The 16483-nt window shown below is 69.7% G+C and carries 11 protein-coding genes; 4 read left to right on the forward strand and 7 right to left on the reverse strand.

Features of this window, described 5'->3' with window-relative positions:
• Window positions 1-84: 84 nt before the first annotated feature.
• Window positions 85-5031, reverse strand: a complete 4947-nt coding sequence (locus ACYUED_RS16705) for an NAD-glutamate dehydrogenase (protein WP_491293071.1) — start codon at window positions 5029-5031, stop codon at window positions 85-87.
• 577 nt (window positions 5032-5608) lie between these two features.
• Between ACYUED_RS16705 and ACYUED_RS16710 the strand changes: the two genes are divergently transcribed.
• The gene (locus ACYUED_RS16710) at window positions 5609-6175 is read left to right on the forward strand and encodes a DJ-1/PfpI family protein (protein WP_491293072.1); all 567 of its coding nucleotides are present in this window, start codon (window positions 5609-5611) and stop codon (window positions 6173-6175) included.
• A 32-nt stretch (window positions 6176-6207) separates the two neighbouring features.
• Here the strand turns inward: ACYUED_RS16710 and ACYUED_RS16715 are convergent, their stop codons facing one another.
• Both ACYUED_RS16715 and ACYUED_RS16720 read right to left on the reverse strand, forming a co-directional pair.
• Window positions 6208-6873 carry an HAD family hydrolase gene (locus ACYUED_RS16715; RefSeq protein WP_491293073.1) on the reverse strand — a complete coding sequence of 222 codons (666 nt, stop codon included), beginning with the start codon at window positions 6871-6873 and terminating at the stop codon, window positions 6208-6210.
• 96 nt (window positions 6874-6969) lie between these two features.
• Window positions 6970-7485, reverse strand: coding sequence for a DUF6912 family protein (locus ACYUED_RS16720; RefSeq protein WP_491293074.1), 516 nt, complete (start codon window positions 7483-7485; stop codon window positions 6970-6972).
• Between the two features lie 315 nt (window positions 7486-7800).
• Here ACYUED_RS16720 and ACYUED_RS16725 point away from each other — a divergent pair, with 315 nt between their 5' ends.
• The gene (locus ACYUED_RS16725) at window positions 7801-8571 is read left to right on the forward strand and encodes an Rv3235 family protein (RefSeq protein WP_491293075.1); all 771 of its coding nucleotides are present in this window, start codon (window positions 7801-7803) and stop codon (window positions 8569-8571) included.
• Window positions 8572-8654: 83 nt separating this feature from the next.
• On the opposite strand, the gene secA is transcribed toward ACYUED_RS16725, so the two are convergent.
• On the reverse strand, window positions 8655-11468 hold the full coding sequence (secA, locus tag ACYUED_RS16730) for a preprotein translocase subunit SecA (RefSeq protein WP_491293076.1): 2814 nt from the start codon (window positions 11466-11468) through the stop codon (window positions 8655-8657).
• Between the two features lie 282 nt (window positions 11469-11750).
• Here secA and ACYUED_RS16735 point away from each other — a divergent pair, with 282 nt between their 5' ends.
• Complete coding sequence (locus tag ACYUED_RS16735; protein WP_491293077.1) at window positions 11751-12341, forward strand: GNAT family N-acetyltransferase; 591 nt, start codon at window positions 11751-11753, stop codon at window positions 12339-12341.
• Window positions 12342-12393: 52 nt separating this feature from the next.
• On the forward strand, window positions 12394-13578 hold the full coding sequence (locus tag ACYUED_RS16740; RefSeq protein WP_491293078.1) for a winged helix-turn-helix domain-containing protein: 1185 nt from the start codon (window positions 12394-12396) through the stop codon (window positions 13576-13578).
• A gap of 3 nt (window positions 13579-13581) precedes the next feature.
• On the opposite strand, the gene ACYUED_RS16745 is transcribed toward ACYUED_RS16740, so the two are convergent.
• The 3 genes from ACYUED_RS16745 to ACYUED_RS16755 all read right to left on the reverse strand — a co-directional run bounded on the left by ACYUED_RS16745 (window position 13582) and on the right by ACYUED_RS16755 (window position 16415).
• Window positions 13582-14328 (reverse strand): response regulator, encoded by a 747-nt coding sequence (locus tag ACYUED_RS16745; RefSeq protein ID WP_491293079.1) that lies wholly within the window; start codon window positions 14326-14328, stop codon window positions 13582-13584.
• Window positions 14329-14532: 204 nt separating this feature from the next.
• On the reverse strand, window positions 14533-15225 hold the full coding sequence (gene hpf, locus ACYUED_RS16750) for a ribosome hibernation-promoting factor, HPF/YfiA family (protein WP_491293080.1): 693 nt from the start codon (window positions 15223-15225) through the stop codon (window positions 14533-14535).
• Between the two features lie 311 nt (window positions 15226-15536).
• Window positions 15537-16415, reverse strand: a complete 879-nt coding sequence (locus tag ACYUED_RS16755) for a ComF family protein (RefSeq protein ID WP_491293081.1) — start codon at window positions 16413-16415, stop codon at window positions 15537-15539.
• Window positions 16416-16483: the final 68 nt, after the last annotated feature.

Here is a 16483-nt window from a genome sequence, read left to right on the forward strand (position 1 = left end):
GGCGCCCCGAGCCGTTCGGCTCCGGGCGCCCTCGTCGCGTAGGCCCGCATAGGCCTGCGTAGGCCTACGACGTGGCCACAGGGCTTACGAATGCGTCCGCAGCAGTGTCCTCATCGTCCGCATCGCCACCGACAGGTTGGCGAGGTCGAACGTCTCCGAGCCCTGGATCTCGTCCAGGGTCGAGCGTGCCCGGCCCAGGATCGCCGCGTTCTTCTCCTCCCACGCCTTGAAGCGCTCCTCGGGAGTCGAGGTGCCGTTGCCCACGGCCAGGACGTCCGAGGTCACGGCCGCGTGGGCCGCGTACAGGTCCTCGCGGATGGAGGCGCGGGCCATGGACTGCCAGCGGTCGCTGCGGGGCAGCTCGATGATGCGGTCCATGAGCTGGGTGATGTGCAGCCGGTCGGCGAGGTCGTAGTAGACCTCGGCGACGTCCATCGGCTCCTTGCCCATGCGGTCGGCCACCGACACGATGTCCAGCGCCGGGAACGCGGAGGAGAACCCCGCCACCCGTGTGGCCAGCTCGTCCGGGACGCCGGCGCCGGTCAGCTCGTCGTAGATCTGCTGCCACCACTCGAGGTCCGCTCCGCGCAGCAGCTTCGTCAGCTGCTGCCAGACCTGCTCGACGCGCTCGGCGAAGAAGTCGACCGTCTCGGCGAGCTGCAGCGGCTGCGGCCGGTTGTTGAGCAGCCAGCGCGTGCCGCGCTCCACCAGCCGGCGCGAGTGCAGGCGGATACGGGTCTGGACGGCGGCCTCGACCTGGTTGTCCAGCCCCTCCACCGCGTCCCACACCGGTGCGGAGCGGAAGATCGCGCGGGCCGCGGTCTGCGCCCTGACGATCTCCTCCAGCGAGGCGCCGGTCTCCTCGCGCAGGCGGTGCAGATAGGTCGTGCCACCCGTGTTGACCGTGTCGTTGACCAGGACGGTCGTGGTGATCTCACGGTTCAGCGGGTGGCCGTCGATCTGGTCGGTGAACTTCTCGCGCAGCGCGGCCGGGAAGTAGGTGTGCAGCAGACCGCGCAGATACGGGTCGTCCGGCAGCGAGGTGTGCAGCAGCTCGTCGGCGACCGTGATCTTCGTGTACGCCAGCAGGACGGCCGTCTCCGGGCTGGTGAGGCCCTGGCCCGCGCTGAGGCGCTCGCGGATCTGGCGGTCGGCCGGGAGGAACTCCAGCGCCCGGTCCAGATGGCCCGAGCGCACCAGGTGGCGCATGTAGCGCTGCTGGGCGTGGAGCATGTCCTTGGACTGGGCGAGCGCGTTGGCGATCGCCGTGTTCTGCGCGTAGTTGTTGCGCAGGACCAGGTGGCCGACCTCGTCGGTCATCTCGGCGAGCAGCTTGTTGCGCTGCTTGACGGTCATGTCGCCGTCCGCCACCAGGCCGTTGAGCAGGATCTTGATGTTCACCTCGTGGTCGGAGGTGTCCACGCCCGCGCTGTTGTCGATGGCGTCCGTGTTGATCTTGCCGCCGTGCCGTGCGAACTCGATCCGGCCGAGCTGGGTCAGACCCAGGTTGCCGCCCTCGCCGACGACCTTGACGCGCAGGTCGGCGCCGTCGACGCGGATGGCGTCGTTGGCCTTGTCGCCGACGTCTGCCTGGGTCTCCGTGCTGGCCTTCACATACGTACCGATGCCGCCGTTCCACAGCAGGTCCACCGGGGCCTGGAGGATGGCCTTCATCAGGTCGGCCGGGGTCATCTTGGAGACCTTGCCCTCGATACCGAGGGCCTCACGGATGTGCGAGTTGAGCTGGATGGCCTTGGCGGTGCGCGGGAACACGCCGCCACCGGCCGAGATGAGCTCGGTGTTGTAGTCGGCCCAGCTGGAGCGTGGCAGCTCGAACACGCGGCGGCGCTCGGCGTACGAGGTCTCCGCGACCGGGTTCGGGTCGATGAAGATGTGCCGGTGGTCGAAGGCGGCGACCAGGCGGATGTGCTCGCTCAGCAGCATGCCGTTGCCGAACACGTCGCCGGACATGTCGCCGATGCCGACGACCGTGAAGTCCTCGCTCTGCGTGTCGACGCCCAGCTCCCGGAAGTGCCGCTTGACGGACTCCCAGGCACCGCGGGCGGTGATGCCCATGCCCTTGTGGTCGTAGCCCGCGGAGCCGCCGGAGGCGAAGGCGTCGCCCAGCCAGAAGTTGTACGTCTCCGCGACCCCGTTGGCGATGTCCGAGAAGGTCGCGGTGCCCTTGTCGGCGGCGACGACGAGGTAGGTGTCGTCCTCGTCGTGGCGCACGACGTCGGCCGGGGGCACGACCTCGCCGGCCACCATGTTGTCCGTGATGTCGAGCAGGGCCGAGATGAACGTCTTGTAGCTGGCGATGCCCTCGGCCAGCCACGCGTCCCGGTCCACGCTCGGGTCCGGCAGCTGCTTGGCGACGAAGCCGCCCTTGGCACCGACCGGCACGATGACGGTGTTCTTCACCATCTGTGCCTTGACCAGGCCGAGGATCTCGGTCCGGAAGTCCTCACGCCGGTCGGACCAGCGCAGACCTCCGCGTGCGACCTTGCCGAAGCGCAGGTGCACGCCCTCCACACGCGGCGAGTACACCCAGATCTCGAACGCCGGGCGCGGCGCCGGCAGATCGGGGATCGCCTGCGGGTCGAACTTCATGGACACGTACGCGTGCGGCTTGCCGCCCGCGGCCTCCTGGAAGAAGTTCGTACGGAGGGTCGCCTTGATGACCGTCAGGAAGGACCGCAGGATCCGGTCCTCGTCGAGGGAGGCCACCTGGTCGAGGGCCGCGTCCACCTCTTCGAGGAGGGCGTCGACGATCTCGCGGCCCGCGCGCTGGCGGTCCGGCGACATCCGCGCCTCGAACAGGGAGATCAGCAGCCGGGTGGTGTGGACGTTGTTGCGGAGGGTGTCCTCCATGTAGTCCTGCGAGAAGGTGGAGCCCGCCTGCCGGAGGTACTTCGCGTACGCCCGCAGCACCATCGCCTGGCGCCAGTTCAGCCCGGCGCTGAGCACGAGGGCGTTGAAGCCGTCGTTCTCCGCCTTGCCGGTCCAGGTGGCGGCGAAGGCCTCCTGGAAGCGCTCGCGGCCGTCGTCGCCGAGGTAGTCGCCGCCGCCGTTCTGCGACTTGGGCATGCGCAGGCCGAAGTCGTAGATCCACGCGGTGGTGCGGTCCGAGCAGCGCAGCTCGTACGGCCGCTCGTCCGTCACCTCGACGCCGAGCCGGCTGAGGGCCGGCAGCACCGCCGACAGGGAGACGGCCTCGCCCCTGCGGTAGATCTTGAACCGGCGCTCCTCGGGGGCGGCGCCCACGGGCTCGTACAGGCTGAGCGAGAAGTCCTTGCCGCTCGCCGCCTGCGCCTCGCTGAGCTGTTCGAGGTGGACGAGGTCGGCGACCGCGGCACGCGGCGTGTGGTCCGCCTTGTAGCCCTCGGCGAAGGCGCTGCCGTACTTGCGCAGCAGCTCCGCGGCCTTCTCCTCGCCGCACTCGGCGTTCAGTGCCTCGGCGAAGCCGTCGGCCCAGGAACGCGCGGCCTCCACCAGCCGCGCCTCGATGCGCTCCTTGTCGGCGTCGGACAGCTGCGGCAGCTCGGTGCCCTGCGGGACGCGCACCACGAAGTGCAGCCGGGACAGGATCGACTCGGTGTTCCAGGCCGTGAAGTCGACGCTGGTGCCGTCGAGTTCCTCCTTCAGGATGTCGATGATCCTGAGGCGGACACCGGTGGTGTAGCGGTCGCGCGGGAGGTAGACGAGGGCGGAGTAGTAGCGCCCGTACTCGTCCTGGCGCAGGTAGAGGCGAAGCCGCCTGCGCTCCTGGAGGTAGAGGACGGAGGTGGCGATGGTCTCGAGCTCGTCGGCCGGGGTCTGGAAGAGCTCGTCGCGCGGGTAGGTCTCCAGGATCTGCAGCAGGTCGCGCCCGTCGTGGCTGTTGGGCGAGAAGCCGGCGCGCTCCAGGACCTCCTCGACCTTGCGGCGGATGACCGGAACCCGGCGGACCGACTCGGTGTACGCGGCGGAGGAGAACAGACCGAGGAAGCGGCGCTCGCCGACGACGTTGCCGTCCGCGTCGAACTTCTTGACGCCGATGTAGTCCAGGTACGACGGCCGGTGCACGGTCGCGCGGCTGTTCGCCTTGGTCAGGACGAGGAGCTTGTGCTCGCGCGCCTTGGCGCGGGCGTCGGCGGGCAGCCGCTCGAAGGACGGGCTGACCGGGTGGCTCTCGTCCGCGGCGTGCTGCGGGTCGGAGCGCAGGATGCCGAGGCCGGTGCCGGGCACGGCGGCCAGCGAGTCGTCCTCGCGCAGCTCGTACTCGCGGTAGCCGAGGAAGGTGAAGTGGTCGGCGGACAGCCAGCGCAGCAGCTCGCGGGCCTCCTCGACGTCCTGCTCGCGCAGGTCGGAGGCGACGGGCTCGGCGGGCAGCTCGTCGGCCATGCGCAGCGAAGCGTCCCGCATCTTGTCCCAGTCCTCGACGGTCTCGCGGACGTCGGACAGGACGCGCAGCAGGTCGGCGGTGATCTGCTTGAGGTCGCCGCGGTCGGTCTCGCGGTCGATCTCGACGTGGATCCAGGACTCGGTGTGCGCGTCGTGCGGAAGGTCGCCGCCCGACTGCGCGCTGAGCACCTCGATGAGCTTGCCGGCGACGTCCCGGCGGACGACGATCTGCGGGTGGATGACGACGTGGATGCCGCGCCCCTGCCGCGTCAGCTCATTGGTGACGGAGTCGACCAGGAAGGGCATGTCGTCGGTGACGACCTCGACGACGGAGTGGCTGCACGTCCACCCGTTCTCCTCCACCGTGGGCGTGTGCACCCGCACGTTGGCCGTGCCCTGCGGGCGGTTCTCGGCCAGCCGGTAGTGCGAGAGTGCGGCTCCGAAGATGTCGACCGGGTCGCGGTCGCTGAGGTCCTCCGGGGCGGTGTGCAGGTAGTAGCGCTGGAGGAACGCGAGCACGCTGTCCCGGTCGGGCGTGCCCTCATCCGTCGTCCCGGTCGGTAGGTGCCCCCCGACCGGGCTGTTCTCAGCTACCCGGGCGGCCCTCTCTAGCAGCTCGGCCTTGGCTTCGTCCAGCTTGGTCTGCATTGTCCTCTGGCTCCTGTCGCGCGCCGTTGCGTGACGTAGAAGAAAGTACGGGCTCTTCCCCTGGGACGTGACGCCGTGACGCGGGGTGTCCGGTCTGCTCCGACGCTATGCCGCAAGGGGAGATGAGCGGGGGGGTATCGGCCATTGCCGACGCGCCCACGGGGTGTGACGCTGCTCTCGGCGTCGTCTGCTTCCGGGGGGTGTGCGGCGTCCTGGGGGTCCGTGCGACCCCGTCCCGCCCGCGAGGACCAGCGACCGCCACCCGGCCACGGAGGTGTTCCGTGCTCACCGGGCGTAGGGCAGGGGCATGGATGCCCCCGCGAGCTATCGCGCTGATCACGCCATAAGGCTATCGCTCACCATGGGGGGCCCGTCATGAGCCGTATGTGCACAAAACTAGGGGTCGAACTTTGACACTCTGCACAGGGGCGTGAGCCCTGTTGTCGTGCGGGTCGGCGATTGCAGCCCTTCATCTGATCCCCCTTGCTCGAAAACGACCGGACCCCTTGGCAGGACCGCCCTCAAAGAGGCACGTTGCCCATGACAGCGCACGCCCTCCCGAGGGGAGCCGCCCGACATGACCGCGAAAATCCTCATCGTCACCGGCGACGCAGCAGAGTCACTCGAGGTCCTGTACCCGTACCAGCGCCTCCGCGAGGAGGGCTACGAAGTCCACATCGCGGCCCCCGCCCGCAAGCAGCTCCGGTTCGTCGTCCACGACTTCGAACCCGGCTTCGACACCTACACCGAGAAGCCCGGCTACACCTGGCCGGCCGACCTCGCCTTCGCCGAGGTCGATCCCGGCCAGTACGCCGCCCTCGTCATCCCGGGCGGCCGCGCCCCCGAGTACCTCCGCAACGACCCCGAACTCCGCAAGATCCTCAAGTCCTTCTTCGACGCGGACAAGCCGGTGGCCCAGATCTGTCACGGGCCCCTGCTGACCGCCGCGGTGGACGGTCTGCGCGGCCGCCGCGTCACGGCGTATCCGGCGCTGGAACCCGACATGCAGGCCGCGGGCGCCAGCTTCCAGGACGCCGAGGCGGTGGTCGACGGCACCCTGGTCTCGTCCCGCGCCTGGCCGGACCACCCGGGCTGGATGCGCGAGTTCCTGACCGTGCTGCGCGCGAAGGCACCGGTGACCTGACCGACCCCACCGCCGCGCGTACGCCCGCCGGCTCAGGCCGCCAGCCGCTCCGCCTCCGCGACGGCCTCCGCCAGCGAGTCCACCACCGGCACGCCCACCTCTTCCAGACTGGCCCGCCCGTGCGAACCGCCGGTGTAGAGCACGGCCCGCGCCCCCACGTGCCGCGCGGCCACCGCGTCGTCGGCGGCGTCGCCTATCACCACCGTACGAGCCGGGTCCACACCGGTCAGCGAGGCGAGATGCCGCACCATGTGCTCCGCCTTGCTGCCACCCGAGGGCCCGGTCCGCCCGTCGACACGTATGAAATGCGCCTCGATCCCGAACCCCCGCACCAGCGGGACGAGTTCGTCGTGCCCGTACATGCTGAGGATCGACTGGCTGCGGCCCGCCGACCGCCATCCGGCGAGCAGCTCCACCGCGCCGGCGGTGAGCCCGCAGCCGACCCGGTGCTCGGTGTAGTAGCGGTGGAAGGTCACGTCCATGACCTCCCACTCGGCGTCCGTGGGCAGTCGCCCCAGCAGCCGCTCGTAGAACTTCGGCACCGGCACGCAGTACAGCGCCCGGTACTGCTCCATCGTGATCGGCTCAAGGCCCAGTTCGCCGAATGCCGCGTTCGTCGCCCCGATGATCGCGTCATTGTCGTGGAACAGCGTCCCGTTCCAGTCCCAGACGATGTGCGTCCCTGTCTGCATCCCCATGCCGAAAACGTACCCGCCACCACTGACAATCAAGAGAGATACAGGTCAGACAGGTGTGGAGAGGTCAGACAGGCATTGAGCCGGGCGCGGGAGGGCTCAGGTCCCGAGGTCCACCAGGTTGGGGATCTCCTGCGTCGCGTACCACAGCAGTTCGTGGTCCTCGGCGCCGTCCACCACGAACTGCGCGTCGTCGTCCCCGCGGTCCGCCGCCTCCAGCGCCTCGGCCGCGGCGGCCACGTCCGTCTCGGCGTCGTCGAGGTCGACGTGCACGGCGGCCGCCTTGGCAAGCCGTACCGTCCCGGTCACCCGTACCTCGCCGAGCGCGGCCGTGTCGAGACCCCGGTCGGGGTCAGCGGCTGCCGCACCGTCGGGCACGTCGACGGCGACCACGACCCGGCGCCGTACCGCCCCGGGGTCCGCGGCCAGCAGCCGCAGCGAGGCCAGCGCGGCGCGGTTCAGAGCCGCGTACTCCAGCTCCTCGATGTCGTCGGAGAGGTACCACTCGCGCAGGGCGGGCGTGACGGCGTAGGCGGCGAGCGGCCCCGCCCCCAGCTCTCCCGTCTTGTACGCCTCGGCGAGACCGGAGAGGGTCAGGGGGACGTAGACGCGCATGTCTGGCCGCTTTCGTGGTCGGGTACCGGGCGCGGCAGCCGCGCCGTCCGGAGGGGCTTCAGGATACGTGCGGGGGTCCCCTTTCGAGTCCCTGCCCCCAGGCCAGGAGGCGTCCACCTCCCGCCCGGGAAGTCACCCGGCGCGCCCCCGTGATCATGGGCTCCGGCACCCCCTCCGTCACCCTGATGGGTGAAGAATCCAGCCGTGCCGACCCGGGCCCTCAGGTCCTTGCCGCGGCGGTCCCGCGCCCCGTACAAGATCCCCAACGCGAAGTTACCGCCCGGTATCAACCGGGCCCTCCGATCGGGGAAGCGCATGCACAAGGTCATGACCAGGGCGCAGCACCAGCCGGGCACCCGCCCTCCCGGCCGACGCGACTCCCGCCGCCCCGGCGGCGCCCCTCCTCGTGTCCCGGGCGGAACCCCGACCCGGACCGCACCGGGCGGCGGCCGTCCACCGGGCTCCCGGGCCGTCGGCCACTCTCCGAACACCAGGCCCGAGGACAACCGCCCGCCGGCAGCACCCGCAGGGCCGGCCATGAGCGCGACCGCCGCACGCGCCAGGCCGGTCACCCCGCCGAAGACCACCGCGCCGTCAGCCCCGGACCCCGGCGCGAGCACCCCCATGGCACCCGCCTGCCGCACCACCACCCACGCCCCGCCGGACGTCGCTCCCGCCCCGGGTGAGGCCGCATCGGCCGCCCCGGCCGCCGGGATCACGGCCGGCCACCCCAGGCCGGCCCCCCGCCCCCGTCCCACCGACGTCTTCGCCGATCTCCTGCTCGCCGTGCTGAGCGGTCAGCGCCCGGTCCACTCGATGCTGCGGCACACCGCGGGCCGGGCCTACGACGAACTGGCCTGGCTCGCGGAACGCGGCCCTCTGCGCGCTCGCGGCACCCGCCCGGTCGTCCGCGACATCGGCTACTACGAAGCCCGTCCCGGCGCCGTCGAGGCCTTCGCGCGCGTCGGCGCCGGCGACCAGCTGCGGGCCATGGCCTTCCGCCTGGAACGCGGCCAGGACCTGCGCTGGCGCTGCACGGCGGTCGAGCTCGGCGGCCCGCGCCCACCGCGCCCCACGGACGGCTAGGACGGGCAGTACGCCGAAGGGCCGGGCCACCCCGAGGTGACCCGACCCTTCAAGCCGCTCCTACGGCGCCCAGGCGCCGCTTCCTACTTCCTGCGGCGCCGCCCGCCCCGGGACTGCTTGCGCCGCTCCGCGCGCGTGAGACCGTCGGCCTCGGAGCGCACGGGCTCGTCGTCGTCGCCGAAGTCACCCTCGACGGTGCCCCCCTCGCCGTCCACGGTCGGTGCGGAGAAGTGCAGGTTCCGGCGCTGCGGAGCGTCCAGCCCCTTCGCACGGATCTCGGGACGCGAGCCCGCCTGCGCCGGCACCGCGTCCTGCTTGCCCATGTCGACCGGCTGGGCGTCCTCGACCGGGACCTCCTCGACCTGCTGCTCGACCTGGACCTCCAGGTTGAACAGGTAGCCGACGGACTCCTCCTTGATGCCCTCCATCATCGCGGTGAACATGTCGAAGCCCTCCCGCTGGTACTCGACCAGCGGGTCCTTCTGCGCCATCGCGCGCAGGCCGATGCCCTCCTGGAGGTAGTCCATCTCGTAGAGGTGCTCGCGCCACTTGCGGTCCAGGACCGACAGCACGACCCGGCGCTCCAGCTCACGCATGATCTCGGAGCCGAGCTGCGACTCCCTCGACGCGTACTGCTCGTGGATGTCGTCCTTGATGGACTCGGAGACGTACTCGGCGGTCAGACCCGCGCGGTCACCGGCCGCGTCCTCCAGCTCCTCGACGGTCACCTTGACCGGGTAGAGCTGCTTGAAGGCGCCCCACAGCCGGTCGAGGTCCCAGTCCTCCGCGAAGCCCTCGGCGGTCTCCGCGCCGATGTACGCGTCGATCGTGTCGTCCATGAAGTGCACGACCTGCTCCTGCAGGTCCTCGCCCTCCAGGACGCGGCGCCGCTCGCCGTAGATGACCTCACGCTGGCGGTTGAGGACCTCGTCGTACTTCAGGACGTTCTTACGGGTCTCGAAGTTCTGCTGCTCGACCTGAGACTGGGCGGAGGCGATCGCGCGCGTGACCATCTTGTTCTCGATCGGCACGTCGTCCGGGACGTTCGCCATCGACATCACGCGCTCGACCATCTGGGCCTTGAAGAGCCTCATCAGGTCGTCGCCGAGGGAGAGGTAGAAACGGGACTCGCCGGGGTCGCCCTGACGGCCGGAACGACCGCGCAGCTGGTTGTCGATACGACGCGACTCGTGCCGTTCGGTGCCCAGGACGTAGAGCCCGCCGAGGTCCTTGACCTCCTCGAACTCCGCCTTCACGGCCTGCTCGGCACGCTCCAGAGCGGCGGGCAGGTACTGGGCCCACTCCTCGATGTGCTCCTCCGGGTCGAGGCCGCGCTGGCGCAGCTCCGCCTCGGCGAGGTCGTCCGGGTTGCCGCCGAGCTTGATGTCCGTACCACGACCGGCCATGTTCGTGGCCACGGTCACGGCGCCCTTGCGGCCGGCCTGGGCGATGATCGGCGCCTCACGGTCGTGCTGCTTCGCGTTCAGCACCTCGTGCTGGATGCCGCGCTTGGAGAGCTGCTGAGAGAGGTATTCGGACTTCTCGACCGACGTCGTACCGACGAGGATCGGCTGGCCCTTCTCGTGCTTCTCGGCGATGTCGTCGACGACCGCCTCGAACTTGGCCACCTCGGTGCGGTAGATCAGGTCCGACTGGTCCTTGCGGACCATCGGCCTGTTGGTCGGGATCGGGACGACGCCAAGCTTGTAGATCTGGTGGAACTCGGCGGCCTCGGTCATCGCCGTACCGGTCATGCCGGAGAGCTTGCTGTAGAGGCGGAAGAAGTTCTGCAGGGTGATCGTGGCGAGGGTCTGGTTCTCGTCCTTGATGTCCACCCCTTCCTTCGCCTCGATCGCCTGGTGCATGCCCTCGTTGTAGCGGCGGCCCGCGAGGATACGGCCGGTGTGCTCGTCGACGATCATGACCTCGCCGTCGATGACGACGTAGTCCTTGTCCTTCTTGAAGAGCTCCTTGGCCTTGATGGCGTTGTTCAGGTAGCCCACCAGCGGGGTGTTCACCGACTCGTAGAGGTTGTCGATGCCCAGCCAGTCCTCGACCTTGCTGACGCCGGGCTCGTGGATGGCGACCGTGCGCTTCTTCTCGTCCACGTCGTAGTCGCCGGTCTCCTCCTCGCCCTTCAGCGGGTTGCCCGCCTCGCCCTTCTTCAGGCGCGTGACCAGCTTGGCGAAGTCGCCGTACCACTTGGTGGCCTGGTCGGCCGGGCCGGAGATGATCAGCGGCGTACGGGCCTCGTCGACCAGGATCGAGTCGACCTCGTCGACGATGGCGAAGTTGTGGCCGCGCTGCACCAGTTCGTCCTTCGACCACGCCATGTTGTCGCGCAGGTAGTCGAAGCCGAACTCGTTGTTCGTGCCGTACGTGATGTCGCACTCGTACTGCTCGCGGCGCTCGGCCGGCGTCATGTTGGCGAGGATGCAACCGACGGTCAGGCCCAGGAACTTGTGGACGCGGCCCATCATTTCGGAGTCGCGCTCGGCCAGGTAGTCGTTGACCGTGATGAGGTGGACGCCCTCACCGGAGAGCGCGTTGAGATACGCGGGCAAGGTGCCGACCAGGGTCTTGCCCTCACCGGTCTTCATCTCGGCGACGTAACCGAGATGGAGCGCGGCACCACCCATCATCTGGACGTCGTAGTGACGCTGTCCAAGGACACGCTTGGCGGCCTCGCGAACGGTGGCGAACGCCTCGGGGAGCAGGTCGTCCAGGCTCTCTCCGTCGGCGTACCGCTGCTTGTACTCATCGGTGAGGGCCCGCAGCTCGGCGTCGGAGAGGTCGACAAAGTCCTCTTCGATGGACTTGACCTGGTCCGCGATGCGGTGCAGCTTGCGCAGGATCTTGCCTTCGCCTGCACGCATGATCTTCGAGAGGACGGACACGGGGGTTGGTCTCCTTGCCGGTCGGGCCTGGGACGGTCGGTTTCCATTTGACTTGCTGAGCAACGGCCATCGTATGCGAGGAGACCGCCAAGCCGGGAGGCCTGCCGGGACGACGACGGCAGGCGGCTTCTCGCACCGCCTCAAATCTTCTTCAAAAGGGTCAACGGCCGGGCCTCGCGGATGGTGCCGCGCCTCGCCGACGAATTGCGCGAATTGTGATCACCCGCTCACACACGGCTAAAAACATGGCGTGCTCGTCGGCCGTCCCAGCAGAATCGGCCGATGGAACCCGTGACGCTCACGACCGCCCGTCTCCTTCTGCGCACCGTCGGCGCCGAACACACCGACGCCGTGTACGCCGCCGCCCAGGACCCCGACATCCAGCGCTGGACCTCGATCCCCTCGCCCTATCTCCCCGAGCACGCGCGGAGCTTCACCCACGAGTTGGTCCCCGAGAGCTGGGCGAGCGGCTCGATGCTCACCTTCGGTCTCTTCCTCCCCGAAGGGGAGGAACTGGTGGGCATGCTCGGCCTCACCATGCACTCCCTGAGCGTCACCGAGATCGGCTTCTGGGGCACCAAGGAGCACCGGGGCAACGGCTATGTCACCGAAGCCGCCGTCGCCGCCTCCCGCTGGGCCTTCACCCACCTGTCGGTGGACCGGGTGGAATGGCGTGCGGAGGTCGGCAACAGAGCCTCCCGCGCGGTGGCGGAACGCGCCGGCTTCGTCATCGAGGGCGTCCTGCGCTCCGCGATCATCCACCAGGGCGTACGCCGGGACTGCTGGGTGGGTTCGCTGCTGCCCTCGGACCTGGGCCTTGCCTCGACGGCGCCGTATCTCCCGGCGCCTGCCTCCGCACCGGGCGCCTCGTGACGAATGTGCAGGCCACCGGCGATTGTCAGTCCCGGCGCCTATCGTGCGGACCATGACGACCCCGCGCCCCATCACCGACCTCTCGGCAGACGACGCCCGCCGCATCGCCCTGCGCGCCCAGGGCTTCATGGGCACGCCCGACCGCAGGGCCGGCGTCCGCGGCGTCCTCCGCCACCTCGGCGCGGTCCAGCTGGACACGATCTCGGTCCTGGCGCGCTCCCACGAGCTCATCGCGTACGCCCGCCTCGGCGCCGTCGGCCGCCAGACGGTGGAGAGTGCCTACTGGAAGGCCGCGTCCGACCTCCCGCACTCCTTCGAGTACTGGTCGCACGCCGCGTGCATCCTCCCCGTCGAGGAGTGGCCCCACTTCGCCTTCCGCCGCCGCGCCTACCGAAACCGCCCGCACTGGAACCACGACCTCCCGGACGGCGCCTACGACCAGGTCATCAAGCAGCTCCGCGCCGAAGGCCCCCTCACGGCCACGGAGTTGGGCGGCGCCAAGCGCACCAGCGAGTGGTGGGACTGGTCCGGCGCCAAGGTCGCCGTCGAGCGCGCCCTGATGCACGGCGAGGTGGTGTGCGTGGAGCGCCGCGGCTGGAAGCGGGTCTACGACCTCGCCGAGCGCGCGATCCCGGAGGCACTGCTGCACGACGAGCTGGACGACACGGAGTGCCTGCGCCGGCTGGTCGGTCTGGCGGGCCGGTCCCTTGGCGTCGGCACCCGCGCGGACATCGCCGACTACCACCGGCTCAAGGGCGAGCAGGTCGACTCGGTCATCGCCGATTCCGGCCTGGTCCCCGTCACGGTCGAGAGCTGGGGCAAGCCGGCCTGGGCCGACCCGGCGGCCCTGGAGGCACTGCCACGCGGCCGCCACCGCACCACACTCCTGTCCCCGTTCGACTCCCTGATCTGGGAACGGGCACGCACGGAGCGGATCTTCGGCTTCACCCACCGTCTGGAGGCCTACGTCCCCAAGCCGAAGCGGGTGTACGGCTACTTCGCGATGCCGGTGCTCGCGGGCGGCCGTCTGGTCGGCCGCGTCGACCCTGCCCGTGAGGGCCGCACGCTGGTGGCCAGGCAGGTCACCCTGGACGGCCCCAAGGCGGTCCCCGCGGTGGCCCAGGCCCTGGCGGAAGCCGCGAGCTGGGTGGACTGCACGGACGTACGGGTGGAACGGACGGAGACGCCCGAACTGCGCGAGGCCCTGGCCAAGGAGCTCGCCCGCGCACTCGGCTGAGCGTCACCGGATCTCGAGGATCTTCTCCCGCATCGCGTACACCACCGCCTCCATCCTGGAATGCAGCTGCAGCTTCTCCAGGATGTTGCGCACATGGTTCTTCACGGTGTTCTCGGAGATGAACAACTCCTTGGCGATGTCCCGGTTGTTCATGCCCGTGGCCACGAGCTTGAGGACCTCCAGCTCGCGGTCCGTCAGCCGCGGCGCGGGGACGAGCCGACGCTCGTCGGTCCGCTGGATCATCGACTTGAACTCGGTGAGCAGCTTCGACGCCATCGAAGGGCTGATCTGCGACTGCCCGTCGGCCACCGCGCGAATGGCGGTGGCCACCTCGTCCGTGGAGATCTCCTTGAGGAGATAACCGGTCGCACCCGCCTTGATCGCGTCGTAGAGGTCGGCTTCCTCGTCGCTGATCGTCAGCATGATGATCTTGGCGCTGGGGGCCACTTCCTTGATGGAGGTGCAAGCCTCGATCCCGCCCCGCTTGGGCATCCGCACGTCCATCAGGACGATGTCGGGCAGCAGGTCGGCGGCCTTGTCGACGGCCTCCGCGCCGTCCCCGGCCTCCCCGACGACCTGGATGTCCTCCTCGGCCGCGAGCACGATCTCCAGGCCCCGGCGGAAGAGGGCGTGGTCGTCCACGACAAGCACCCGGATCGGCTCCTTGCGTGGAGCTCCCCCGTCCGGGCCCATGCCGACGACGCCGCCGTCGGCACCCTCGTCATGCATCGGTCCGAAGCTGTCCGCCATCGTTCCTCCCCCTGAAGGCTGTGGCCTGTGGTGCTGCGCCATCGCCAACCCAAGGCAACGGCCCACCGGTTGGACCGCTGCCGCCATGATTCCATGCCCGGACGACAACGCGGTGACAGAGCGGGGTCGAAGGGGTCGCACACCGGTGCCCCTGGGGGCGCACAGGCGCTCCAGGGGCACCGGCTCAGCCGTCAGCCGCGCGGGTCAGCCGCCCAGCGTGCCGCCGGGCGCGGGAGAATGCCCCTGGGCGACCATCGGATCGGTGCTGAGGTGGATGACGCCGTAGTCATAGGCGTGCCGCCGGTAGACGACACTCGGTTCCTTCGTCTCGGAGTCGACGAAGAGGTAGAAGTCGTGCCCGACCAGTTCCATCTCGTAGAGGGCCTGGTCGAGGGTCATCGGGGAGGCGACGTGGGTCTTCTCGCGGACGATCAGGGGGCCTTCGCCCTTGACCTCCAGCGAGCCGATCTTCTTGGTGGGCACTCCGTCCGGCTCTTCCTCGTGGACGGGGTGGCCGTTCCCGTTGAGAGTCGCCGCGCCCGGGACATGGTCGGGGACCTCGGCGGCCGGGATCCTGCGCGAGCCACGGCGAGAGAATCGCTTGTCGTGCTGTTTACGCAGCCGGGCGTCCAGCTTCTCCGCCGCCAGGTCGAGTGCCGCGTACGGATCGCTGGCCGCTGCTTCCGCCCGGATCACCGGACCGCGGGAGCGGAGCGTGATCTCCACTCGGTCGCAACGGTCGGCCTGTCGGGGGTTGGGCTCCTTGGACACCTCGACGTCGAGGCTGATCACCTTGCCGTCGAGCTTCTGGATCTTCTCCAGCTTCAGCTTCTCAGCCACGTGCTTGCGGAACCGCTCGGGCACCTCGGTCTTGCGTCCCTTGACGACGATGTCCACGCAGAACTCCGTTCCCGGATCACTCCGCTCCAACGGCGGAGCATCTCCCTTTTGCACCAGGCTCCGGCAGCTCCGGAACCTCGGACTCGGTGACTTCCACCTCCTCCCCCGCGGGCAAGATCTCCACTCCACCACTGCGGATGATTGTGGAAAACCCGCAGCCCGGCATTCGCGTATGAGAGAGATGGCCTGCGCCTTTCTCTCACAACCGAACATATCTCGCGCGGACGGATGTCGTCACCCTCTACCGCGGCGTACCTCCGTTCAGGTGAATTGACCCTCTCATTACCTGCAACGATGCAAGTTGACAGTCAGTTCCGGTTTACTTCGAAGGAATCTGGCGACGCCGCGACCACAGCTGCGCGGATCACGTCACCCGGGCCGCCTGCACCCGCCTTTCCCGGCACTGAGTGCCTCCTGTCGATCCCTTCGTCCATTGATCCAGCCGTCCGTTCCCCTGTGCTTTCCCGGGCAGCTGACGCGTACACGGCCGTAGTTGCATCGCCGCTGGAAATCAGCCCCGTTTCTGCCGCCGTTGCCGTGTGCACGGCGCGCGCCGCCTCCTCAAGGGACGCACCCGTCGTCATCAGGTCGTCGACGAGCACGACCGAACCGCCGCGCAGCAGCCGCTCGCCGCCGGGTGCCACCGCGAGCGCACCCGCCAGATTGTCCAGCCGCTGCCGGGAGTTGAGCCCCGCCTGGTCGGCCACGGCACGCCGTTGTCGCAGCACGGCGAGCACTCTGGCCGCGGTCCCGGTCCGCCGCAGCTCACTCGCCGCCGCGAGCGCGATCCGCCGCGCAGGATCGTGCCCCCGCGCGCGCACCGCCCTGCGCGCCGACGGAACGGGCACGAGCAGCACGGGTCTGTCACCGCCCACGGCCACGGTGCCGGACCTGTCCATGAGCCCCGCCCGCACAGCTCCTGCCAAAGCCGTGCCCAACGGTGCCGCGAGTGCCAGCGCGCCGCGCTCCTTGTGGGCCAGGAGCACGGCCCGGACCTCGTCGGCGTACCGGGCGGCCGCGTGCACCACGGGCAGCCCGGGCGGCTCCGGCACCGGTCGCACCCGGCTCGGTGCGGCCCCGCTCAGGGCTGCACGGCACTCAGGGCAGAGCACCGTGCGAGGCCTTCCGCAGCCTCCGCACTCGGCCGGCAGCACCAGGTCGGTGAGGTCCTGCCACCACCCCCGCATGCGCACCACTGTGCCAATGCCCAAGCCGCCCTGCCACCCCTGTGGACAACTCCCTGTGGACAACTCGT

The sequence above is a fragment of the Streptomyces sp. DF42 genome (assembly GCF_058267695.1).